Below are 23,939 nucleotides of genomic sequence, written 5' to 3'. Positions count from 1 at the left end.
TGGAGTTAAGGGTGGAATCAAGTCGACGGACGACGAAACAGCTCACGACTGCGCAACGGCTTCGGCCCAAGATGAGGGGCAAGCGCCGCGCGCATCAGGGCGCGAGCGGGCCCAAGATCAGTGCGCTGCAATGGTGCACCAGAGGCCAAGCGCTGCAGCGTGACCCCGCTGATCATCACTGCCGCCGCCTGAGACATCGCCGGTGATGGCTCGTCAGCTGATGGCTTGTCAGCTGAGGTCTCCAGGGTAAAACGTTCAGCGCCCACGGGCTCGCAGACAGCGTCATCAGCCATCGGGGTTTCACGCATTCGCGCTCCGGTATGCAACGCCGCAACCGGATCGCTCAAGCGGACGCTGAGCCCCGGAACCGAGATCAGACCTTGGTCCGACCTGTAGCAATAGTCGCGGACTGGCTCAATCGGCTTGCCCTGACGGTCGGACTGGAGATCGAGCGCGTAGCCTAACTCTTCAAGCAGGCGCAGCTCGAAGCGGCGCAACACTGCATCCAGCGGCTCGCTCACCAGATCCGCCAAGGCCTGTTGATAGAAGACGAACAAGGCCTCGTGCGGGTCCTCGCGATCGATCAAGCGAATCAACAGCTCGTTCAGGTAGAAGCCGCAATAGAGCCGCTCAGCCACAAGCGCGATGCTGGGCGCGGCGGCCTCGGCCCGCGTCAGGGTCTTGACCTCGCCACGTCCGACCCAGCCCAGCCAGAGCGGCTGAAACGGCTGCAGCAGCGCGGCCAATGCCGAGCGCCCGCGCGGTGCCGACTTCGCGCCCTTGGCGATGCAGGCAAGCCTACCCTCGTCGGCGGTAAAGAGTTCGATCAGCAAACTGGTGTTGCGATAGTCACGACGATGCAGCACGAAGCCGCGCTTGAGTGTCTGCACGCTCATCAAGATGCCTAAGCGCTGCTTTGGGACCGGACCGGGTCAAACCGCTCATCACTGGCGGTCATGGGCAATCGCCGTGATCAGTATTCGCCGTAACCGAGACTCGCGAGCGCCGCCTCGTCACTGCTCCAGCTATCCTTGACCTTGACCCAGACCTCCAGATGCACAGGCCGACCAAACAGCTTCTGCATCTCGAGGCGTGCCTGCGATGCCGCAGCTTTTAACGCCTCGCCGCGGCGGCCAATGATGATTGCCTTCTGGCTCTCACGCTCGACCCAGATCAAGGCACGGATGCGCGCGCGAGGCCCCTCGCTTTGCCTCTTTCCGCTCGGGGTTTCCAAGGTGAAGGACTCGATCTCAACCGTCGTTCGATACGGTAGCTCCTGGCCGTAGCGCTGCATTAGCTGCTCGCGCAAGAACTCAGCCGCCAAAAAACGCTCGGAGCGATCGGTGAGCTGATCGTCCGGAAACAGGCGTTCGCCTTCAGGTAGTGCCGCGAGCACCTCGGCCTCCAGGCGCTTGATCTGATCGCCCTTGGTGGCCGAGACCGGCACGATTGAAACGAACGGATGCCGTTCCGACAAGGACTGCAGAAACGGCAGCAGACGCGCCTTATCCGCAATGCGATCGGTCTTGTTCACGGCGACGATGGCGGGCGTGCCGGCTTTGACGATCTCGGCCAGCGCCAACGCATCCTCATCACCGAATTGCAGCGCCTCGATCACGAACAGCACCAGATCGACGTCGGTGAGGATCGATCGCGCCGCGCGGTTCAGGTAGCGGTTCAGGGCATTACCGCCGCGCTGATGCAGGCCAGGAGTATCCACATACAGGATCTGACCCGCGTCCAAGGTCGACACGCCAAGGATGGTGTGGCGTGTGGTCTGCGGCTTGTGCGAGGTAATCGCGAGCTTCTGCCCCAGCAACCGGTTCAGCAACGTCGACTTGCCCACGTTCGGCCGCCCGAAGATCGCAACATAGCCACAACGGCTCGAGCCACTGCTCGTTGCATTCGTGGCTGAGGGATCGACAGGCTGATCAGTGGCCTCAGCGAGTGCTGAGTGTTTGTCTTTGGAATCACTCATGCGCTCAATCCTTCTCGCTCAGAAGGCTGAGCATGGTCTCGGCTGACTGCTGCTCGGCACGGCGCCGACTGGAACCGTCACCCACACATTCGCGGCCGTCGGCAGGCAGCCGACAGCGTACCTGAAAGCGCTGCGCATGCTGTTCACCGGTCACCGCGGTCACCTCGTATTCGGGCAAGGCCAGACGGCGCGCCTGGAGCCACTCCTGCAAGCGCGTCTTCGGGTCCTTGCGCGCATCCTGGTTGGCGACATCGGCTAAGGCCTCGGCAAAGACGCGGAGGATCATCTGCTTGGCGCCGGTGAAGCCCTGATCCAGATAGATCGCGCCGATCAGGGCCTCGAGCGCGTCGGAGAGCACCGAGTCGCGCGCATGGCCACCTGAGCGCAGCGCGCCTGAATCGAGCCGCAGGTAGTCGCCCAGACTCAGCGAGCGTGCAATCTTAGCCAACGCCTCGCGGTTGACCAGAGTCGCCCGCCGCCGCGTCAGGTCACCCTCGCTGGCATCAGGAAAGCGCTGCAGCAGCACCTCAGCGATGACGAATCCGAGCAGCGCATCGCCCAGAAACTCGAGCCGCTCGTTGTTGATCGGACCAGCGCTGCGGTGGGTGAGGGCCTGCTCGATCAGGGCCAGCGATCTTGGCGGCTGCCCGATCAGCGAAGCTGCCAGGCGCATTGGGTCGGTCGTCATGGCTACGGCAGCACGACCGAGTGCTCGAAGTGCATCAGCACGTCGACATTAAAGCCGACATGCTGCTGCACCTGATAATCCAAGTTCAGCAGGGTGTCTTCACCCTCTCGCGAGAGATGAAAGTCCTTTGCGTCGACCGAACTCACGGCATCGATACCGAGCTGTCGGGTAACAGCGGCCAGGATCGCTCGCGATCCGGCACCGGCCAGCTCTGGCCGCTCAACCACCCGCTCCATGATGTTACGCACCTGAAAGTAGGTGAGGTAGGACGGCGCCATCTTGATCCCAAGGCTGACGAAAAACACCACCAAGAGCAGCACGACCAGCACCTTGCCGAGCCCGAAGCCACGCTGCGGGCCGGGCAGCCTGGCATGCTTTTCGCCGCGGCGCAGCCTCGCCAAACGCTGAGCGGGCCGGCCGTGCTTGGGTTCTCTTTGAGACTGGGGCATCATGGGTCGATTCATGCAAGCGCTCAATGGATGACATTACCGATACGGCCGAAGGCAATCGGAAAGCCATCACGATTGCCGTCCCAGCTCATCCAGATTGCGAACGCCTTGCCGACCAGGTTTTCCTCGGGCACGAACCCCCAGCAGCGGCCGTCATTGCTGTTGTCGCGATTGTCGCCCATGACGAAGTACGTGTCCTCCGGCACCGTCACCGGGCCACGTGCCAAGACACCGCAGGAGCGCGGAAAATCCCCTGTACGTGGATTGATCAGGATCTCGTGTTCAAGATCATCACCAACCGCTTCCACCACCTCAATGAGACCGGTCGGCTGGCCATTGTCGTCGATGTAATCACCGAGTGGGATCTGCCCCAGGGGCTCCCCATTGACGTAGATCGTCTTGTCACGATAGTAGACTTGGTCGCCAGGCAGGGCGATGACGCGTTTGATGTAATCCACCGATTCATCGCGCGGAAAGCGAAACACGATCACGTCGCCACGCTCGGGCTCTCCGAGCTCGACAAATTTGGAATTCAGCACCGGCAGGCGCAGCCCATACGAGAACTTATTCACCAAGATGAAATCACCGACCAAAAGGGTCGGCATCATTGAGCCAGACGGGATACGGAACGGTTCGACCACAAACGAACGTAACAGCAGCACGATCAGGATCACTGGAAAAAAAGAACGCGCGTACTCGACCAGTACCGGCTCTTTGTATCCCATCGCCGCGCCCTGAGCGCTCTCGCCCGAACCGCTCGCGGCCGCGGCCGCCAACCGGCGACGCTTAGGCGCCCAAAGCAGCGCATCGAGCAGCCAGATTCCCCCGGTAAGGAAGGTGGCAGCAACAAGGAAGGTCGGAAAATCGAAGCTCATGGCGCGGGTGCGTCTCCTGATCCTATGACGACGATCCGAACGCCGAGCACTCGAGCGGCGATCAGTGGCGGTAGGAAAAATGTGATGGCGCGGGAAAACCGTTAATTATCCTTGCTGGATTGCAGCACCGCAAGGAAGGCCTCTTGCGGGATCTCGACGCGCCCGACTTGCTTCATGCGCTTCTTACCCGCCTTCTGTTTCTCCAACAGTTTGCGCTTGCGGGTCACATCGCCGCCATAACATTTGGCGGTGACATTCTTGCGCAAGGCCTTGACCGTGGTGCGGGCGATGATCTTGGTGCCGATCGCGGCCTGGATGGCGACCTCGAACATCTGCCGTGGGATCAGTTCCTTCATCCGCTCGGCGAGTTCGCGGCCACGGTGCAGTGAGTTAGAGCGATGCACGATCAGCGACAGCGCATCGACCCGCTCGCCATTGATCATCAGATCCAGCTTGACTAGATCGGCCGCATCGAAGCGCTTGAGTTCATACTCGAACGAGGCATAGCCGCGGCTCACCGACTTCAGCCGATCGAAGAAATCCAGCACCACCTCATTCAGCGGCAGCTCATAACTGGCTTGCACCTGGCCGCCAAGGAACTGGATGTTCTTCTGCACGCCGCGCTTTTCGACGCAGAGATTGATCACGCCGCCGAGCAGATCCTGCGGCACCAGGATATGCGCCTCGATGATCGGCTCGCGAATCTCCTGGATCTGATTGGTCTCTGGCAGGTTGGCCGGATTGTCGACATTGATCACCTCGCCATCGTTCAACACCACCTCATAGATAACGGTAGGCGCCGTGGTGATCAGCTCCAGATCGTATTCACGCTCCAGCCGCTCCTGGATGATCTCCATGTGCAGCATGCCGAGGAAGCCGCAGCGGAATCCGAAGCCGAGCGCCTGCGAGGTCTCCGGCTCGTAGAACAGCGCTGATTCATTGAGCCGCAGCTTGGCGAGCGCATCGCGCAAGTCTTCGTAGTCGTCCGAGGAGATTGGATAGAGTCCGGCAAAAACGCGCGGACGGATCTCGCGGAAGCCCGCGAGCCGCTCTGTCGCCGGCCGGTCAGCACCGGTGATGGTATCGCCCACCGGGGCGCCGTCAATCTCCTTGATCCCGGCAGCGACAAAGCCCACCTCACCGGGCCCGAGCTGATCGCGCGGGGTCTTCTTGGGCGTGAAGATGCCGACGTTATCGGCCTGATGCACACGCCCGACCGACATCACCTTGATCTTGTCACGCCGCCTGAGCGTGCCCTCCTTGACCCGAATCAGCGACACCACGCCGACATAGGGATCGAACCAGGAGTCGATAATCAGCGCCCGCAGCGGCGCCTCGGCATCACCAACCGGCGGTGGGATCTTCGCCACCAACATCTCTAGCAGCTCAGGGATGCCGAGCCCGGTCTTGGCGCTCACCCGCAGCGCATCCTCGGCATCCAGGCCGATGATCTCTTCAATCTCGTTGATCACCCGCTCCGGCTCGGCCGAGGGCAGATCGATCTTGTTCAGCACCGGCAGCACCTCGAGCCCGAGATCGATGGCGGTGTAGCAGTTGGCGACGCTCTGCGCTTCGACCCCCTGCGCGGCATCGACCACCAGCAACGCACCCTCGCAGGCCGCCAGCGAGCGCGAGACCTCATAGGAGAAGTCAACATGGCCAGGCGTGTCGATGAAGTTCAACTCGTAGATCTGCCCGTCCTTGGCCGGGTAATCCAAGGTCACGCTCTGCGCCTTGATGGTGATGCCGCGTTCACGCTCCAGGTCCATCGAATCCAGCACCTGATTGCTCATCTCGCGGTTGGTCAGGCTGCCGCAATGCTGGATGAAGCGATCGGCAATCGTCGATTTGCCATGGTCGATATGGGCAATAATCGAGAAGTTACGAATGTGACTGAGATCGGCCATCGGCAAGCGAAATCCTTAAAAGTAACTGAACGTCAAGTTGAGAAGAGAGTCCAGAAAGAGTCCGAAAAGGGTTATGAATAGGGTTCAGAGAACGCTCAGAGGGGGTTCAACTACTCTGGTGGCAGCCGCATGGCGTAGAACATGCGTCCATCGCCACGCTGGACCAGCACCGCGACCGACGCGCCAGCCGGGGCAGCCTCGACCAGCCGATCAAAGTGCGCCAAGCCTTGCACCTGCTCGTTGCTGAAGCTCAGGATCAGATCACCCGCACGCAAACCCGCACGCTCAGCGGGGCCAGTCTCGACGCGGTCAACCAGCACGCCTGGGTGATCAAGACCGAGCAGCTCGCGCTGATCCTCTGGAACTTCCTTCATCACCAGGCCCAAGCGGTTCGCCGCCGGCGCGGCCGGATGACCCTGCGGGATCAATGCCGTCTCGTCCTCTGGCAGTTCAGCCAATGTGACGGCCACCTCGTGACGCTCGCCGTTGCGCAACAACTCGACCTGGACCGTGACGTCGACCTTGGTCACACCAACCAGCGGCGGTAGGCTACTCGAGGTCGGAACGTCGAGCCCATCGAAGGTCAAGATGATATCCCCGGCGCGTAGCCCGGCCTTCTCCGCCGGACTGTCCGGCAACACCTGTGAGACGAGGGCGCCGACTGGATGCGGCAGACCAAAGGGCTCGGCGAGATCCCGCGTGACGTCTTGGATCAAGACCCCGAGCCAGCCGCGACTGACCCGGCCCTTGTCCTTGAGCTGGTCGACGACATCGATCGCAACATCGATCGGAATCGCGAACGAGAGCCCCATGAAGCCGCCAGTGCGGCTATAGATCTGAGAGTTAACGCCAACCACACGCCCCTCGAGATCGAATAGCGGGCCGCCCGAATTGCCGGGGTTGATCGCCACATCGGTCTGGATAAAGGGCACATAGTTCTCGGACGGCAGCGAGCGCCCCTTGGCGCTGACGATGCCCGCCGTCGCCGAGTGCTCAAAGCCGAACGGCGAGCCAATCGCAAGCACCCATTCGCCCACCTCGACCGTCTTAGAGAGGCCAAGCTCGACTGCTGGCAGATCGGTGGCATCGATCTTCAAGAGCGCGATGTCGCTGCGCTCGTCGGCGCCAACCAACTGCGCGACAAACTCGCGCCGATCGCTCATGCGCACGATGATCTCGTCAGCGGCCTCGACCACATGGGCATTGGTCAGGATGTAGCCGTCCGGGCTGAGGATGAAACCCGAGCCCAGTGAGCGGCCTTGATCGCCATCATCCGGTAAGGGTCCATCCTCATCGAAGAAGCGGCGAAAAAAGTCGTAGAGCGGGCTATCTTCCGGCAAGCCCTCCTCCGGCTCGAACTGCTGCGGCCCCGAGCCGTAGCCCTGCTTGCTGCTGATATTGACCACCGACGGACCATAGCGCTTGACCAGCGGAATGAAGTTCGGCAGCGCGGCAACAATGCCAGGGCCAGTCGAATCAGCCGCCGGAACCGGCGCAGCAGGACTCGCCGCGAGGCTGGACGCCATCTGCGCGAGCCCAAGCAGACCGACCGCGATGAAAACGAGCAGAGGCTGATACCGATGACGCATGAATATCCCGAGCTAGTGGTGACCAACGCACCCGAAACCGGCAGGCGCCGGCAGCGACAACCGGTAACGATAACAGAAGCCGACCGCGTCGACTGCACTGTGACAGGATCTTGAACCAACCGACGGGAGAACCGGTCAGTGCGTGCTAGGAAGGCCGACGCTGAGGCCATGGGTTGCGCGACGCAGCAGCACGGCCCGCCAGCGTGGATCGACCGCCAGCCGGCGACTGTAGAGATGGGTCACAAGCAGCCCGGCGCCAAATCCGAGCGCACCGGTCAATAACGGCAGCCCCTGATCCATGGCGCCGTCTAGCCGCGGTAAATCGCCGAGGATTGCTCCCGCCAAGAGACCGAACAGCGGAACCATGTAGGCAACCACCGCGGCCTTCAGCAAGGCCCCCTCGGGGATGCCGACAATCACCTCATCGCCTGGGCGGACCCTAAGTTTGTCAACCAACAGCAGGCGCTGCGGCCGCCGGCCAAGCACCCGATCCAGGAGTGAGACACCACAACCGGAACGCGCGCTACAAGCGCCACAGGTCGAACGGCGAACGATCTCGACCTCAGCAATTCCAGCCTCGCTCGCGATGACGATACCCTGTTCTTCAATCATGGTTCTTCCATCATGGTTGAGTCCTCACCGCAGCAGCGATGGCTTGAACTGTCTGCAGCGGCGCCTCGCCAACTGCGGTGATCTGATATCCGTTGAGTGAGCGCCCGGCAGCATTCATCGCACCGATGCGCTTGTGTCCGGCGAGTCCGTATCCCTGATCAGGCTCGATATAGACCGAAACCACAGAGAGGCCATCGCTTACCATGAACCAGCGGCGCTGTCCTTTAGTCCCTTTGGTATCGGTTGCCGGGGGGTCACCGGCCACCACGGCATAGCCCGCCGGCAATTCAGAAAACGACCAGGGCGCCAGATCGATCGGCGCTGAGGCCGGCGCCGAGTGCGCGAGACCGGAGTTGACCGAGACCGCGGCCTCGAGCGGCTGCAGTGGGGCCGCGTTTGCGGCCATCGCATCAGCAGACGCTCGGCCCAGGAACTCGATCTCGGTGAACATGACCTGCTCGATCGGCGTTGCTGAGCTGTCCATCAGGTCGGTCTTCAGCGGCAGCCCGGTGTCCTTGTCAACAAAGAACCGATAACCGTAGCGCAGGTCATCCTTCGGAATGATACCAACGACCAGGGTATCGCGCCCGGCAACCCGCGACTGGCCGAGATGATGAATCAGATAATGTGGCCGCAATCGCTCCGCATCGAGCGTACCGGAGTGCAAGGTCGCGGCGTGGGCCGAATGCCGCGGCACCGAGATTGCGCGCGCATCGGGCAACACGCAGGTCACGGTCTGTCGGCTGCGAGCAACCGCACGCACCGGCCCGCTGAGGGCTAGCAGGCTCTCATGCGCTTGGCCACCGTTGATCCGGTGCGCAATCCGCAGCGTCGAGAGCTCATGGCCGTTGAGATAGACCAGGGTACCCTCGTATTCGAGCTCGGAGAGGGCTTTAGACATCTGCCCAAGCAACGCAATCGGAGCAGGCCCGGCCTCCGGAGCCTGCTCAGCATCGTTCGCCGCGCTCACCCATGGCAGCAGAAAACCGAGCAGCAAACTGATAAGCAGCACACTCAAACGACTGCCGAGCGCAGCGACGAGTTTCATCTGATGCAGCAGCCTGTGCAGCGACATTGCATCAACGAACACCACTGGGACCAACCACAGCAGCATAGGGGATAAAGCCGGTCAGCCCCGATGCTGACGCACGCTCGCGATGGTCGACCAGCAAGGCATCCAAGGCGGTTGAGCTGACGGGCTCATCCAAGGCCCAGCGCTCGACCATGGGCTCAGTCAGCGCCGCATACTCTTGAACCGCAGCTGGGTCAGACTGTGCGATGGGCGATGACTCCAGACTTGGCCCAAAGCCGCTGCCTGTCATCAATCCCGGACCGATCATGATGGCTACCGCGACCAGGCTAGCGGCGATCGCGAGCCCAACAGCCGAGCGGTTGATCGACGACGATCGACGGGATGCTTGGCGCTTGCTCGGCCGCATCACCACCGGTTCGGAGGCAAGCGCAGCCGCAACCCTAGCGCTCACGGCCCGTGCCGCCGGCATCGCAGGCTCTGCTCGCAACAGCTGACCGATGAGGATGCCGCGCTCAAAGCGGGCGCGCAGCGCTGCATCTCGCTCGACGGCATCGATCGCAGCCTCGAATCCGCCGCCGGGACCAGGCTCTCCATCGATCATTGCCGCCAGGTACCGTTGATCCGAAGTGGGTGTGGTCATGCTGTCGCCTTCACTCGTCAGTCGTTCATGATACGGATTCGACCTGCGGGCAGATACTGCTCTGCTCATCCCTCGAGCAATGGCCGGAGCCGTTTGTCGATCGCTTCACGGGCACGGAAGATCCGTGAGCGCACCGTTCCGATTGGACACTCCATCGCGGTTGCAATCTCTTCATAGCTCATACCGTCGATCTCTCGGAACATGATCGCAGCCCGAAGATCGTCCGGCAGTGCATTCAAGGCATCCTGCACCGTGTTCGCAATCTCGTCGGTCAGTGCTTCGCGTTCGGGTGTGGAGCAGTCGCGCAGTGCTGCGCCCATGTCCATTTGCTCGGCCACTTCAGCGTCGACATCATCGCCAGGCGGACGCCGGCTCTGAGCGACCATGTAGTTCTTTACCGTATTGATCGCAATTCGGTAGATCCAGGTATAGAAAGCCGACTCGCCGCGAAAGCCGGGCAGCGCTCGGTAGGCCTTCAGGAAGGCCTCCTGGGTCACATCCAAGACCTCGGCGCTATCGCGCAGGTAGCGACCGATAAGCGCGGCGATCCGTTGTTGGTACTTCAGCACCAGCAGATCGAAGGCCCGTCGATCTCCAGCCTGCGCCCGCTCGACGAGCGCCTGATCGACCTCGCGCTCAGACACCGGGTCGCTCCCGAGCCCGTCGGATTCTGCTCACCTGGCGCATTGACACCACCCCTCCGATGAAAGTTCTCTACTGACCAAGTCGCAGCTTGATATATCGCAACACAAATCTTCAGCTTCGTGTTTGCCCGATTTTGTGCCGATTTCCATCGACATCGTCTAATCTTTGTCCACACATAGACTTAGACAAGATTCAAGAAGCGGATCTCACCGAATCCCCCGCTCTGTGGTCAAAGCCATTGACCCAACGCCTAGCAGGCGACGCAACCGCTCACCTGCGGCATACTCTGTTGCAAGCCCCGATTGCAACCCAATCGTCATTATCCGTTTCTGCTCGCGCGAGGAAGCCAGACACCCATGCCCAAGCTTTACCGCCATGACGTCCTGATCATCGGCAGCGGTGCCGCAGGCCTCAGCCTCGCGCTGCGTCTGCCATCAGCGCTCTCGGTTGCTGTGGTCTCCAAGCGTGAGCTCCAGGAAGGCAATACCCTCTACGCCCAAGGTGGCATTTCCGCAGTGCTCAACGCCACCGACACCATCGACGCCCACGTACAGGATACCCTGAAGGCCGGCGACGGGCTTTGCGATGAATCCATCGTGCGACTCGTCGTCGAGCGCGGCCCCGGCAATATCCATTGGCTGCTTGAGGCTGGCGTTCAATTCACCCGCGATGACAGCGGCACCGGCTCCAGCGGCTACCATCTCACGCGTGAAGGTGGCCATACGCATCGCCGCGTCATCCATGCCGCTGATGCGACCGGCCGCGCCGTCGAGACCACCCTCACCGACCTGGTGCGCGCGCGCAGCAACGTCGAGCTGTTCGAACATCATGCCGCGATCGACCTGATCACCGACCGCAAGCTCGGCGGCAGCGAGAACCGCTGCCTCGGCGCCTACCTGCTCGACAACATGACCGACGAGGTCAATACCTTCCTGGCCCGCTTCGTGGTCATCGCCAGTGGCGGCGCGAGCAAGGTCTACGTCTACACCAGCAACCCCGACGTCGCCACCGGCGATGGCATCGCGATGGGCTGGCGTGCCGGCTGCCGGGTCGCGAACATGGAGTTCATGCAGTTTCATCCAACCTGCCTGTATCACTCCAAGGCCAAGTCATTCTTAATAACTGAGGCGCTGCGCGGCGAAGGTGCGAAACTCAAGCTGCCCGACGGCGACCGCTTCATGCCGCGCTTCGACGAGCGCGCTGAGTTGGCACCGCGCGACGTCGTCGCCCGCGCCATCGACCACGAGATCAAGCGCACCGGCAGCAAGTTTGTCTATCTCGATATCTCGCACCGCCCGGCCGACTTCATCACCGAGCATTTCCCAACCATCCATGCGCGTTGTCTGGAGCTGGGCATCGACATCACGCGCGAGCCGATCCCGGTGGTCCCAGCGGCCCACTATACCTGCGGCGGGCTGCTCGTCGATGCACGCGCCCGCACCGATCTGCCAGGGCTCTATGCGATCGGCGAAACGGCTTACACCGGCCTGCACGGCGCCAATCGCATGGCCAGCAACTCGCTGCTGGAGTGCCTGGTGTTCGCCGAGCTAGCGGCCAAGGACATCGCCGCGCTTGCAACCGGCTGGACCGCCCCACCCGAGGTGCCCGCTTGGGATGCAAGCCGCGTCACTCAAGCCGATGAAGAGATCGTAATCTCGCACAACTGGGAAGAGCTGCGGCGCTTCATGTGGGACTATGTCGGCATCGTGCGCACCAACAAGCGCCTGCAGCGCGCCAAGCGCCGGGTCGACCTGCTGCGCCAGGAGATCATCGAGCATTACAGCCATTTCCGGGTCAAAACCGACCTGCTCGAGCTACGCAATCTGGTCGATGTCGCCGATCTCATCGTCCAATCCGCGCAGCGCCGACGCGAGAGTCGTGGGCTGCATTACACGCTGGACTTCCCCCAGAAAGACCCAAGTCAGCTGCGCCCAACGGTGTTGATCCCGAACCGTTACCGCCCCCGCGGCGGCGCTTGGGGCGCGGCTCCTGGCGCCAACGCGGACCACTGCAACGATCTGCCCTGAGGGCGATAAAGGGTCAGCATTACCCTGATTACCCTGAAACAAGCGTTCGTCGTCCGGGGTGCGACGCACCCTTACAATCACTCAACGTCTACAATCACTCGACGTCACTCGACGTCACCGTGACGGTCAAGCGACTCCTCTTCTAGAGCAGCACCAGGCCATCATCGGCGTGAGCCGAAACAGGCCACCGCAGCGATCACCGCCTGGCCGAGCGCAAGACCGCCATCATTGGCTGGCACCCGCGTGTGAGTCAGCACCTGCAGTCCGCGCTCGCGCAGCGCTTTGTGCGTGGTCTCGAAGAGGGTGCGATTCTGGAACACCCCGCCCGAAAGCGCGACAGCCTCAACACCATGCTGTTGCGCTAACTGCGCGGCCAGCTCAGCGACGGCATCGGCAAGGCCGGCATGGAAACGCGCCGCGATCACTGCGGCCGGCACCCGCGCTGTCAGATCATCGAGCAGCGCCGTCCACATCGGCGTCGGGTCCAGCTGCCAGCGCTTGGCACTGTTATCGCGATGGTCGTCGCCGCCGCTATGATCACTGCTGTCGCGATGATCGATCGCGAACGCATAGCCGACCTCGCCCAGCGCGCAACGCGCTAGCGTCTCGAGTTCAATCGCCGCCTGCGCTTCGTAAGCGATACCGTCGGCGCAGATCCCGAGCGCCACCGCGACGGCATCAAACAGACGCCCGGCCGAGGTGGTATGCGGTGAGTTCAATCCCTTCTGAATCATCTCCTCGATCACCGTCAGCGGCCGCACCTGCAGCCTCTGAATCGGCTCCAAACCACCCCAGCGATCGAGACACTGCGGCCAGCCAAAAACGCTTTCGAGCTGCGCATAAAGGCAGCGCCAAGGCTCACGGATGGCGCGCTCGCCGCCGGGCAGACTGAATGGCCGCAAATGGCCGACGCGCTGCCACTGTCGATAGTCACCGAGCAGGAATTCGCCGCCCCAGATGGTCTGATCAGAGCCATAGCCCAGGCCATCGAAGATCACCCCAAGGACCGGACCAGCATCAAGCGGCCAGTCCGCATCCGCCAAAACGGCACCGAGATGCGCGGCATGATGCTGCACCTCGACCAGCCGTGCGCCCGTCTCCGACGCCAGCCGCCGCCCGAGCGCAGAGGAGCGATAATCGGGATGGCTGTCGACAGCGATGATCTCGGGCTGATGCTCAAACAGCGCTTGATAGAGCGCGACCGTGCGCTCGAACTCACGCGCAGTGCGCGCCTCTTCAAGATCACCGAGATGCTGTGACAACGTCGCCTGGCCATCGCTGAGCAGACAGAGACTATTCTTCAATTCGCCGCCGAGCGCCAGCACCTTGGGTGCAGCCTCAAAACCCGACGCTAGCCTGAGCGGCGTTGGTGCCGCGCCGCGTGCCCGCCGCAGCCAGCGGGTGCGGCCTTGAATCACCCGCGCCACCGAATCATCGACCCGATTGACGATCTCGCGATCATTGAGCAGCCAGGCATCAGCGATGCCGGCCAGGCGCTGCAGCGCATCCGCGTTGTCGATACATTGCGGCTCATCGCTCAGGTTGCCGCTGGTCATCACCAAGGGGCGGTCCCAGTCCTGCAACAGTAGCCAATGCAAAGGGCTGTAGGGAAGCATCAGGCCCAGCGCCGACTGCCCTGGCGCAACCTCAGCGGCCAGTGGCGACAGATTGCCCAAACCCAGATCCAAATCGCCGTCGAGAGCGACCTGATCGAGCAACACAATCGGCGCCACCGTCGAGTTCAGCAGCTCCGCCTCGGCTGGACTGACCGCGCAGTAGCGGCGGATGACCTCGAGATCCCTGGCCATCAGCGCGAAGGGCTTGGCGGCCCGCCGCTTACGCTCGCGCAGCCTAGTGACCGCGCTTGGATGAGTCGCGTCACAGGCCAGATGGAAGCCACCAATGCCCTTGATGGCAAGGATCGCACCCCGCGCCAGCAGTCGGCTGGCGGCATCGATCGCATCGCGCGGCGCTGGATCAGAAAACGCTAAGCCAGCCTCCGCTTCAGCTGCATCCAGCTCACCTCCTTCGGCGTCAGCCAGCCAGACCTTGGGGCCACAGACAGGACAGGCATTCGGTTGGGCATGGAAGCGGCGATCAGCCGGATCGCGATACTCCGCCGCACAGGCCGGGCACATCTCAAACGCAGCCATACTGGTGTTGGCGCGATCGTAGGGGATCGCACGAATGATGCTCAGCCGCGGCCCACAGTGGGTACAGTTGATGAACGGATAGCGATAACGGCGATCGTTGGGGTCGGCCATCTCAGCCGCACAGGCGGCACAGGTCGCCGCATCCGCAACCACGCCGGTCTGTACCCTGCCCGCGCCACTCTCGACGATGCTGAAGCCCGCAGGCGCCGGCCCCTCGCAGAGCCGCCGTTCGATGCCATCGATACGCCCAAGCGGTGGACACTCGACCATCAGGGAGCGACAGAACTCATCGATCTCAGCGCTACTGCCCCAAAGCCGAATCAGCACGCCCTCGCTGTCGTTGCAGACATCGCCGGATAAACCAGCAGCGGTAGCAAGACGCCAGACCGTTGGGCGGAAGCCAACCCCTTGCACGAGGCCGCGCACTCGGATCGACTCACCTTCGGTCTCGTTATGCAGACGCAATCGCTGGCATGTAATCTGTTCTTTAGACATGATCTGCAACAGATAATCCTATAAACCGCAGATACGCGCAGATTAAAAGAAGATAAAACAAGGCCCTAGAAGGTTGAGCAAGGTCACCTAGCGAGTGAGGTATTGAGGAGCAGCAGCCTACTGAAATCGCGGCGTTAATCTGCAAAATCTGCGGTCAAAATGCTCTTTTTAGCAGCGTTTTTTAGGAGAATCGTGGTCGGGCGTGCAGCGAAGGCACAAAAAACGCGAGACATAAAAAACGCGGCAACAGCCAAACCGTTACCGCGTTCTTCAAGATGGTCCGGGCGGCAGGATTCGAACCTGCGACCCCCACAACCCCATTGTGGTGCGCTACCAGACTGCGCTACGCCCGGAAAGTCCACCAGCATAACCCCAAGCGCGGCTAGGGTCAATGTGAACGACGGCGAAGGTCGTGCAGGATCTCCTCGAGTTCTAAACGCACCTGTTTGATGATCTGATGGCTCTGCGTACTGTCCTTTTTCGCCGGCTCTCCGCTCAGCTGCTGGCGCGCACCGCCGATGGTAAAGCCCTGCTCATAGAGCAGTCCGCGGATACGACGCACCATCACAACATCATGATGCTGGTAGTAACGGCGGTTGCCACGACGTTTTACCGGCTTTAGCTGCGGGAACTCTTGCTCCCAGTAGCGCAGCACGTGCGGCTTGACGTCGCAAAGCTCACTCACCTCACCGATGGTGAAGTAGCGCTTGGTTGGGATCGGCGGCAGTTCTTTGAGGCTAACGCTCGTTTCCAACATAGGCTTCGACCCGCGATTTCAATTTTTGTCCGGGCCGGAAGGTGACAACGCGCCGCGCAGTGATCGGTATCTCCTCACCGGTCTTCGGGTTCCGCCCCGGTCGCTGTTTTTTCTCGCGGAGATCGAAATTGCCGAAGCCGGAGAGCTTGACCTGCTCACCCTGCTCTAAGGCTGTGCGGATCTCCTCGAAAAACATCTCGACCACGTCCTTGGCCTCGCGCTTATTCAGCCCGAGCACTTCGAACAGATGCTCCGCCATATCCGCTTTGGTGAGTGCCATAAAAACCTACTCTGCTCCTCAAAACCATCAGGGGAGGCCGTAAAAAAGCCTGCGCCAAAGACCAAAGCGGCAGGCGGCACAAGACGCCCGACCTCCGCGTCGCCAGGGCTCAGGTCCGCAGCTTAGCTCCCAGTTCTTGCTCAAGCCGCTCGACCACGGCTTGCACCACAGCGTCCACATCAGCATCAGTAAGTGTCTGAGAAGAGGCTTGTAAAATCAATCCGAAAGCTAAGCTTTTGTGATCTGATTCGATCTTGTCACCCTGGTATTGATCGAACAGGATCAGCTGCTTGAGCAAATCGCCAGCGCTGGCCATCACCGCCTGCCGCACCCGCTCGAACGGCAGCGCAGCCGGAACGACAATCGCCAGATCGCGGCGGATCGACGGAAACCGCGACAGCGGCTCGAACGCCGGTCGCTCGCCAACACCAAGCGCGGCGAGGTCGATCTCGAACAGCTGCACCTCATTGGGCAGTTCAAGCCGTCGTGCCAGCAGCGGATGCAGTGTGCCGATCCAGCCAATCGACTGTTCGCCGAGCCAGAGTTCGGCGCTCTGTCCCGGATGCAGCGCCGGATGTGCACCAGACTCCGAAGCTGGCGGCGCTAACCGGAGCGCATCGAGCCGGCCAGTCTGCGTCAACACCGCCTCGAGATCGGCCTTGAGGTCGAAGAAGTCGACCAAACATTTGGTCGCACCCCATTGTTCAGCCAGCACTGTGCCCACCACCGCGCCCGCCAGACTCGGTGCCTGACGCAGGTTGTCAGCGCCACCGAGAAACCGCAGCCCAGTCTCGAACAGACGCACCCGTGGCTGCTGACGCGCCAGATTTTGCCGCATCACCTGAATCAGGCCCGGCCAGAGGCTGCTGCGCATCACCGAAAGCTCAGCCGAGAGCGGATTGGCAAGGCTCAAGGGCGCCGATGATGGGCTCGGGTCAAACCAGCCATTTTGCTCCGGGCTGACGAAGCTGTAGGTGATCGCCTCAAAGTAGCCGCGGGCGACTAAGGTGCGCCGTGCCAACTCAAGATCAAAGGCCATCTCTTGCGGCGCGCGGGTGAAGGCCGCGGAGCGTGCATGGGTCACCGGGATCGCGTTGTAGCCGTAGATGCGGCCAATCTCGGCGATCAGGTCCACCTCGCGCTGGATATCAAAGCGCTGCGAGGGCGCAGTCACCTGCCAGCCTTCGGCGCCGGGGTCATCGCTCACGCGGTTCTCTGTCGCCCCCTTCTCGCCAGCATCCTTCCCGTCTGTACTGTTCCCGCGAGCACGGTTCTCGCAGGCCCCGTTGCGGCTTGGCTCGAGCGTCATCCCGAGCCGGCTTAGGATATCCATCACCTGCGCGTCCTCGGGCGCGATGCCAAGCACCTGCCGAATACGGGTGCGCCGCAGCAACAGTGATACCGGCCGCGGCAGATCGCCCTCAGAGCGTGCTTCGACCACAGGCCCGGGACGACCGCCAGCAATCGCCAGTAGCAGCGCGGTTGCGCGCTCGATGGCCCGCTGCTGCAGCATCGGATCGACGCCGCGCTCGAAACGGTGCGATGAATCGGTGTGCAGCCCATAGCGGCGCGCCCGTCCAGCAATCGCCTCAGGCGCGAAGAACGCGCTCTCGAGCAGGATATCGCAGGTAGTCTCAGAGACGGCGCTGGCTGCGCCCCCCATGACACCCGCCATCGCCACCGGCCCGTTGCTGTCGGCAATCACCAAGGTATCGTCATCGAGTTCGACCGCCTCGTCATTGAGCAACGCCAAGCGCTCGCCGGACCGTGACAGTCGCACTTGGATCGGACCTTCGAGCTTTTCGAGATCGAACGCATGCAATGGCTGACCAAGCTCAAGCAACACATAGTTGGTCACGTCAACCATCGGCGAGATCGGCCGCAGCCCACTGCGACGCAGCCGCTCTGTCATCCACAACGGCGTCTCGGCGCTCGGGTCGAGATCGCGGACGATGCGACATAGATAGCGCGGGCAGGCAGCTGGAGCCTCGAGCTGCACGCTGTAGCCATCATCGTGCGTTGGCGCCACCGGCGTTGCCGCCGGCGCAGTCACGCTCAGGCGGTTGAGCACACCGACTTCGCGCGCGACACCGGCGACACTTAGGCAGTCGCTGCGATCGGGGGTCAGATCCAGCTCAATCGCGTGGTCGTCCAACGCCAGCCAAGCGCGCAGATCCTCGCCCACCGGCGCATCGCCCGGCAGGGTCATGATACCGTCCGAACGCTCGGCCAAGCCCAGCTCAGAGGCCGAGCAGATCATGCCCTGCGAGGCGACACCCCGCAGCTTGGCCTTCTTGATCTTGAAGTCCCCGGGCAGCACGGCGCCGATCCGCGCCACCGGCACCCGCTGCCCAGCCGCGACATTGGCTGCACCGCAGACGATCTGCAGCGGCTCGTCCTCGCCGACATCGACCCGACAGACCCGCAGCTTGGTGGCATCCGGATGCGGCTCAACGGCCAAGACCGCCCCGATGGCGACCCCGGAGCAGGCCGGCGCGACCGGCTCGAGCGCATCGACCTCAAGGCCAGCCATGCTGAGCTGATCGCAGAGCGCCTGCACCGCATGCGGCGGATTCACCCACTCGCGCAGCCAGGATTCACTAAAGCGCATAAGCCACCCCGCGCAAACGCGCCATTCGAGCCTTACTGTTGTTCACGTGATGATTGGAATCAGGACCATTGGGGTCAGGACCACCGAGGTCAGGCGAACTGCGACAGGAATCGCAGATCGTTATCGAAATAGAGCCGTAGATCATCGACGCCATAACGCAGCATCGCTAGACGCTCCACGCCCATACCAAAGGCGTAGCCGAGCCATTGCTCGGAATCGATGCCGACCTGGCCAAACACCTCCGGATGGATCATGCCGCAGCCCAAGACCTCCAACCATCCGCTCTGCTTACAGACTCGGCAACCCCGACCGCCGCATTTGACGCACTGCACGTCGACTTCGGCGGAAGGTTCCGTGAACGGGAAATAGGAAGGCCGGAAGCGCAGCTTGAGATCGTCCTGTTCGAAGAAGTTACGCAAGAAGTCATACAGCACACCCTTGAGATCAGCGAAGGTCGCCTCGCGATCGACCAAAAAGCCTTCCACCTGATGGAACATCGGCGTGTGCGTCAGATCCGAATCGCAGCGATAGACGCGTCCAGGCGCGATGATACGCAGCGGCGGCGGCTGGGTTTCCATCACCCGAATCTGTACCGGCGAGGTATGGGTGCGCAGCAGCCGGCCATCCGGGAAGTAGAAGGTGTCATGCATCGCCCGCGCTGGATGATGCGCCGGGATATTGAGGGCCTCGAAGTTATGGTAGTCGTCCTCGACCTCTGGCCCCTCGGCAATACTGAAGCCCGCATTGGCGAACAGACGTTCGATGCGAGCCATCGCGCGTGTCACCGGATGCAAAGCACCTGGCGTTTGACCGCGCCCAGGCAGGGTTACATCGATGCGCTCATCACGGAGCTGCGCCGCGAGCCGCTGCTCCTCGAGACCAGCGCGTCGCGCATCCAACGCGTCCTGAACCATCCGCTTCGCGTCGTTGATGCGCTGACCCGCAGCTGGCCGCTCTGCTTTCGGTAAGGCGCCGAGCGACTTCAGTTGTGCGGTCAGCAGACCACTCTTGCCTAGGTAGCGCACCCGCACATCATCGAGTGCAGCAAGATCTGCAGCCGCGTTGACCGCCGCTAGCGCGGCAGACTCGAGATCCGCCAGATCAAGCGTCGGATCGGCATCAGGGCGTTGCGTCATGGGTTCCCCTAGAGAATCGCGCGCCGTCCCCGCACCGGGAGACAGCACGTCGGCCCTCACTCGCTACATCATTAAGAGGCTTCAGCCAGGGCCGCCTTGGCCTGCTCGGCCAGCGCACCGAACGCCGGCTCATTCTCGAATGCGAGCTCGGCGAGCATCTTGCGATCGATCTCGACGTTTGCCTTGTTGAGCCCGTCGATCATGCGGCTGTACGACAGCCCATGCAGGCGCGCGGCAGCATTGATCCGCGCAATCCAGAGCGCACGGAACTGGCGCTTACGCTGACGGCGATCACGGTAGGCGTACTGACCGGCCTTGATGACCGCCTGCTTGGCGACCCGGTAGACCTTGCTGCGGGCGCCGTAATAACCCTTCGCTTGGTCGAGGACCTTCTTGTGGCGAGCGTGCGCGGTCACGCCGCGTTTAACGCGTGGCATATCTCTTCTCCGAAGTGTTCAAATCGTCATCGTGGAGCAAGGTTTGGCTCAGCAGCCAATGTATCCCTACTCAGCGACCCAAGGGGACTCAGCAATAAGGCATCATCCGACGTGCCGCCCGGTTGTCGGCCTTGTGCAGCAGGTGATTCTTACGCAGCTGACGTTTCCGCTTGGTTGCCTTCTTGGTCAGAATATGCCGGCGATGCGAGGCATTGCGTTTGAACAGTCCAGATGCCGTACGCGCAAAGCGTTTCGCGGCACCACGATTCGTCTTGATCTTGGGCATTTTTTACTCCGTAGTGTGCTTGCCGCCGATCCAGTCGGCAGCTTATTGGATGCGGCGCATCGGAAGCCCGGCCCGAGCGCCGCGTATTGGATACGCGCGACGAACAACAGTTAGCAGACGGAGCAGAGCGCATCGCCATTCCAGACGATAAAGCGTCTCCATCACGGTCACGTTGTTAGTGCTTTTTAGGCCCTAGGACCATGATCATCTGCCGCCCTTCCATCTGCGGCTGTTGCTCGACAATGCTGATGTCGGATAGATCTTTTTCGACCCGCCGAAGCAGATCGAGGCCCAACTCACGGTGCGCGTGCTCACGGCCACGAAAACGCATGGTGACCTTCGCCTTATCGCCCTCATTCAGGAACCGGGTCAGGTTCTTGAGCTTGACCTGATAGTCGCCGATATCAGTACCAGGTCGAAACTTGACTTCCTTAACCTGAACCTGCTTTTGCTTTTTGCGCGCCTCGTTCTGTTTCTTTTTCTGATCGAACCGAAAGCGCCCGTAATCCATCAGCCGGCAGACCGGTGGATCAGCGTTGGGATCGATCTCGACGAGATCCAGGCTCACTTCAGTCGCTTTCTGAACGGCATCAGCGAGGTCGAGAATACCGACCTGGCTGCCATCCTCGGCAATCAAACGGACCCTTGGAACCGAGATCTCATCATTGACGCGGTTGCGTTTTGGTGCAGCGATAGCAGACTTCCTCCGAACTACGAAAAGACCGATAGCAGCGCGATGCCTGACAGGCCAGGACCCAGCCTGGAGGCCAGCACAAAGCGACGCTCGATAACAACACGCCTATCGGGCCGCGCGACTCCCAACATACATCAACGGCTTACATAAACCCGGTTAAGCGGACAGGCCGAAAATAGAAATGCAAAAGCAGCGGTGACTCAGGACGGGATGGCCCCGTTGGCACGCTCGGCAACCTCGTCACCGAGTCTCTGCGCTAACGCATCGAGCCTGACCACCCCTAAATCCGCGCCTTGGCGATTACGGAGGGCCAGGGTCTGGCTCTCCATCTCGCGATCGCCCGCCACGAGCAAATAGGGCACCTTCTGCAGCGTGTGCTCGCGAATCTTAAAGCCGATCTTCTCGTTCCTCAAGTCGGAATCGACACGGAACCCCTTATCTCGCAACACCTTAGCCACCTGCTCGGCATACTCACGCTGATGATCGGTAATGGTCAGCACGACCGCCTGCACCGGCGCCAGCCAAAGCGGCAGTGCACCTGCGTAGTGCTCGATCAAGATACCAATGAAACGCTCCATCGAGCCAAGAATGGCACGGTGAATCATCACCGGCACCTGCTTCGCATTGTCCTCGCCGATATAGTAGGCACCAAGCCGGCCAGGCATCGAAAAATCGACCTGAATGGTGCCACATTGCCAGCTACGGCCGATACTATCGCGCAGTGTAAACTCGATCTTGGGGCCATAGAAGGCGCCTTCGCCGGGCTGCACGCGAAACTCCAGACCCTTGTCGCGCAGCGCCTTATCAAGCGCCGCCTCGCCCTTATCCCAGAGCTCATCGCTGCCGACTCGCTTCTGCGGACGCAACGAAAGCGCCAGATTGATCTGATCGAAGCCAAAGTCGTGATAGGTCTCAAACACCATCTCGATCAGCGTCGCAACCTCTTGCTGCAGCTGTTCCTCGGTGCAAAAGACGTGGGCATCGTCCTGCGTGAAGCGGCGCGCGCGCATCAGCCCGTGCAGGGTTCCGGAAGGCTCGCTGCGATGCACAACGCCAAACTCGGCGATCTTCAGCGGCAGTTCGCGGTAGCTCTTCAGCCCCTGATTGAAGATCTGGATATGCCCCGGACAATTCATCGGCTTGATCGCGTAATCGCGCTCATCGAGCTGCGTCGTAAACATGTCGTCGGCGAACTTTTCCCAGTGCCCGGAGCGCTCCCAGAGTGAACGATCCAGCACCTGCGGCGTCTCGACCTCCTGATAGCCATACTCCTCAAGCTTGCCGCGCATGTACGCTTCGACCTGACGATAGATGATCCGGCCCTTTTGGTGCCAGAACGCCATCCCCGGCGCCTCGTCCTGAAAGTGGAATAGATCGAGCTGCTTACCGAGCTTGCGATGATCGCGCTTCTCGGCCTCTTCGAGCCGGCGCAGATAGGCCTTGAGCTCCTTTTTATCGCGCCAAGCGGTGCCGTAGATGCGCTGCAACATGGCATTGCTCGAATCCCCGCGCCAGTAAGCCCCCGCCAGTTTCATCAGCTTGAAGCCATTGCCGAGCTTGCCGGTGCTAGGCAGATGCGGACCACGGCAGACATCGAACCAGTCACCCTGACGGTAGACCGAGACCTCTTCGCCTTCGGGGATGATGTCGTCAATGATCTCGACCTTATAGGTCTCACCGAGATCGCCAAACACCGCCTTTGCGTGCTCACGCTCCCAGACCTCGCGTTGGATCGGCAGATCACGCTTCACGATTTCGTGCATGCGCTGCTCGATCGCAGTCAGATCATCGGGGGTAAAGGGCTCATCGCGCGCGAAGTCGTAATAGAAGCCGTTCTCGATCGCCGGACCGATGGTCACCTGCGTGCCTGGATAGAGTTCTTGGACAGCCTGCGCCATCACATGTGCCGCATCGTGACGCAACAGATCCAGCGCAGCCTCATCACGACTGGTGACAATCGCAACCTCAGCATCATCCGCCACCGAATAAGCCGCATCGACCAGCTGGCCATTGACCCACCCTGCCAATGTCGCCTTCGCCAGACCGGCCCCGATATCAGCGGCGATCGACTGCACTGTCACGGGCCCCTCGTACTGTCGCTGGGAGCCATCTGGAAGGGTGATCGTTGGCATCTCGAAACCTCTCGAGTCAGTGGTGGCCGATACGAGAGGCCACATGAAAAGGGCAGACAGCCGCAATGTGCCCACCAGAAACCAAAAACCGCCAGCCCCAGATACGCGGTGCGCAGATGCGCGCCGGTTAAGGCTGACGGCTCCGGTGGCCCGACACCATCCTTATTGCCGATGACCGAATGATTGGTAGGCGCGATTGGACTCGAACCAACGACCCCCACCATGTCAAGGTGGTGCTCTAACCAGCTGAGCTACGCGCCTGTCGAAGCCGGCCATTATACGGCTTGGGCAAGATCAGTCAATAAAATTTCTAACTGAGACATTTGCGCTGCGGCGATTTTCGGCCACCCGGCCCCTGCAGCCCCAGAGCGTTTTCGCTGGCGGAGCAGCGCGAACGGGGCCTGCAAAGCGCGCGGAAGGGCCACGAGGCCCTTCAGATGAGAGCCATTCTCATCGCTCGCGAACCACAGGCAAGCGCCACCCTCGGGAGCCTTGTCCCGATCCAAAACCGCCTG

The 23,939-nt window shown here is 61.6% G+C and carries 22 protein-coding genes and 2 tRNA genes; 1 reads left to right on the top strand and 23 read right to left on the bottom strand.

Features of this window, described 5'->3' with window-relative positions:
* Positions 1-17: 17 nt before the first annotated feature.
* From recO to rpoE, 11 genes are all read right to left on the bottom strand, one after another.
* Complete coding sequence (recO, locus tag CCR96_RS21225) at positions 18-896, bottom strand: DNA repair protein RecO (RefSeq protein WP_201223376.1); 879 nt, start codon at positions 894-896, stop codon at positions 18-20.
* 77 nt (positions 897-973) lie between these two features.
* Positions 974-1,978 carry a GTPase Era gene (era, locus tag CCR96_RS21220; protein ID WP_201223374.1) on the bottom strand — a complete coding sequence of 335 codons (1,005 nt, stop codon included), beginning with the start codon at positions 1,976-1,978 and terminating at the stop codon, positions 974-976.
* A 4-nt stretch (positions 1,979-1,982) separates the two neighbouring features.
* Positions 1,983-2,666 (bottom strand): ribonuclease III, encoded by a 684-nt coding sequence (gene rnc, locus CCR96_RS21215; protein ID WP_201223367.1) that lies wholly within the window; start codon positions 2,664-2,666, stop codon positions 1,983-1,985.
* A 2-nt stretch (positions 2,667-2,668) separates the two neighbouring features.
* Complete coding sequence (locus CCR96_RS21210) at positions 2,669-3,130, bottom strand: DUF4845 domain-containing protein (protein ID WP_201223365.1); 462 nt, start codon at positions 3,128-3,130, stop codon at positions 2,669-2,671.
* Between the two features lie 8 nt (positions 3,131-3,138).
* Positions 3,139-3,990: a signal peptidase I gene (lepB, locus tag CCR96_RS21205; RefSeq protein ID WP_201223363.1), complete on the bottom strand. Its 852-nt coding sequence runs from the start codon at positions 3,988-3,990 to the stop codon at positions 3,139-3,141.
* A 101-nt stretch (positions 3,991-4,091) separates the two neighbouring features.
* Complete coding sequence (gene lepA / locus CCR96_RS21200; RefSeq protein ID WP_201223361.1) at positions 4,092-5,897, bottom strand: translation elongation factor 4; 1,806 nt, start codon at positions 5,895-5,897, stop codon at positions 4,092-4,094.
* A 110-nt stretch (positions 5,898-6,007) separates the two neighbouring features.
* Positions 6,008-7,423: a DegQ family serine endoprotease gene (locus CCR96_RS21195; RefSeq protein ID WP_420827286.1), complete on the bottom strand. Its 1,416-nt coding sequence runs from the start codon at positions 7,421-7,423 to the stop codon at positions 6,008-6,010.
* A gap of 198 nt (positions 7,424-7,621) precedes the next feature.
* Complete coding sequence (locus CCR96_RS21190) at positions 7,622-8,098, bottom strand: SoxR reducing system RseC family protein (protein ID WP_201223359.1); 477 nt, start codon at positions 8,096-8,098, stop codon at positions 7,622-7,624.
* A gap of 10 nt (positions 8,099-8,108) precedes the next feature.
* Complete coding sequence (locus tag CCR96_RS21185; RefSeq protein WP_201223350.1) at positions 8,109-9,146, bottom strand: MucB/RseB C-terminal domain-containing protein; 1,038 nt, start codon at positions 9,144-9,146, stop codon at positions 8,109-8,111.
* 31 nt (positions 9,147-9,177) lie between these two features.
* Positions 9,178-9,771, bottom strand: a complete 594-nt coding sequence (locus CCR96_RS21180; protein ID WP_201223342.1) for an RseA family anti-sigma factor — start codon at positions 9,769-9,771, stop codon at positions 9,178-9,180.
* A gap of 65 nt (positions 9,772-9,836) precedes the next feature.
* Positions 9,837-10,415: an RNA polymerase sigma factor RpoE gene (gene rpoE, locus CCR96_RS21175; protein WP_201223340.1), complete on the bottom strand. Its 579-nt coding sequence runs from the start codon at positions 10,413-10,415 to the stop codon at positions 9,837-9,839.
* 357 nt (positions 10,416-10,772) lie between these two features.
* Between rpoE and nadB the strand changes: the two genes are divergently transcribed.
* Positions 10,773-12,443, top strand: coding sequence for an L-aspartate oxidase (gene nadB / locus CCR96_RS21170; protein WP_201223338.1), 1,671 nt, complete (start codon positions 10,773-10,775; stop codon positions 12,441-12,443).
* A gap of 161 nt (positions 12,444-12,604) precedes the next feature.
* On the opposite strand, the gene hypF is transcribed toward nadB, so the two are convergent.
* The 12 genes from hypF to CCR96_RS24260 all read right to left on the bottom strand — a co-directional run.
* Positions 12,605-15,091: a carbamoyltransferase HypF gene (gene hypF / locus CCR96_RS21165; RefSeq protein WP_201223336.1), complete on the bottom strand. Its 2,487-nt coding sequence runs from the start codon at positions 15,089-15,091 to the stop codon at positions 12,605-12,607.
* A gap of 276 nt (positions 15,092-15,367) precedes the next feature.
* Positions 15,368-15,444, bottom strand: a tRNA-Pro gene (locus CCR96_RS21160).
* Positions 15,445-15,479: 35 nt separating this feature from the next.
* Positions 15,480-15,848, bottom strand: coding sequence for a MerR family transcriptional regulator (locus CCR96_RS21155; protein ID WP_201223334.1), 369 nt, complete (start codon positions 15,846-15,848; stop codon positions 15,480-15,482).
* Positions 15,829-16,128 (bottom strand): integration host factor subunit alpha, encoded by a 300-nt coding sequence (gene ihfA / locus CCR96_RS21150; protein ID WP_201223332.1) that lies wholly within the window; start codon positions 16,126-16,128, stop codon positions 15,829-15,831. Before ihfA ends, CCR96_RS21155 begins: the two co-directional genes overlap by 20 nt.
* Before the next feature lie 109 nt (positions 16,129-16,237).
* Complete coding sequence (pheT, locus tag CCR96_RS21145; RefSeq protein ID WP_201223330.1) at positions 16,238-18,739, bottom strand: phenylalanine--tRNA ligase subunit beta; 2,502 nt, start codon at positions 18,737-18,739, stop codon at positions 16,238-16,240.
* A gap of 89 nt (positions 18,740-18,828) precedes the next feature.
* The gene (gene pheS / locus CCR96_RS21140; RefSeq protein ID WP_201223328.1) at positions 18,829-19,875 is read right to left on the bottom strand and encodes a phenylalanine--tRNA ligase subunit alpha; all 1,047 of its coding nucleotides are present in this window, start codon (positions 19,873-19,875) and stop codon (positions 18,829-18,831) included.
* 71 nt (positions 19,876-19,946) lie between these two features.
* Positions 19,947-20,312 carry a 50S ribosomal protein L20 gene (gene rplT, locus CCR96_RS21135; RefSeq protein WP_200251272.1) on the bottom strand — a complete coding sequence of 122 codons (366 nt, stop codon included), beginning with the start codon at positions 20,310-20,312 and terminating at the stop codon, positions 19,947-19,949.
* Positions 20,313-20,400: 88 nt separating this feature from the next.
* Positions 20,401-20,598 (bottom strand): 50S ribosomal protein L35, encoded by a 198-nt coding sequence (gene rpmI, locus CCR96_RS21130; RefSeq protein ID WP_201223326.1) that lies wholly within the window; start codon positions 20,596-20,598, stop codon positions 20,401-20,403.
* Positions 20,599-20,773: 175 nt separating this feature from the next.
* On the bottom strand, positions 20,774-21,325 hold the full coding sequence (gene infC, locus CCR96_RS21125; RefSeq protein WP_420827285.1) for a translation initiation factor IF-3: 552 nt from the start codon (positions 21,323-21,325) through the stop codon (positions 20,774-20,776).
* 167 nt (positions 21,326-21,492) lie between these two features.
* Positions 21,493-23,424, bottom strand: a complete 1,932-nt coding sequence (gene thrS / locus CCR96_RS21120) for a threonine--tRNA ligase (protein ID WP_201223324.1) — start codon at positions 23,422-23,424, stop codon at positions 21,493-21,495.
* A 184-nt stretch (positions 23,425-23,608) separates the two neighbouring features.
* Positions 23,609-23,685, bottom strand: a tRNA-Val gene (locus tag CCR96_RS21115).
* A gap of 14 nt (positions 23,686-23,699) precedes the next feature.
* Positions 23,700-23,939, bottom strand: a 240-nt coding sequence (locus tag CCR96_RS24260; protein WP_207192042.1) for a hypothetical protein, incomplete at its 5' end; no start/stop codon positions are given.

The sequence above is a fragment of the Halochromatium roseum genome (genome assembly GCF_016653315.1).
GTDB classification, from domain to species: domain Bacteria; phylum Pseudomonadota; class Gammaproteobacteria; order Chromatiales; family Chromatiaceae; genus Lamprobacter; species Lamprobacter roseus.
The sequence above is the reverse complement of the archived record's forward strand: the minus strand, read 5'-3'. Positions and strand labels throughout refer to the sequence as shown.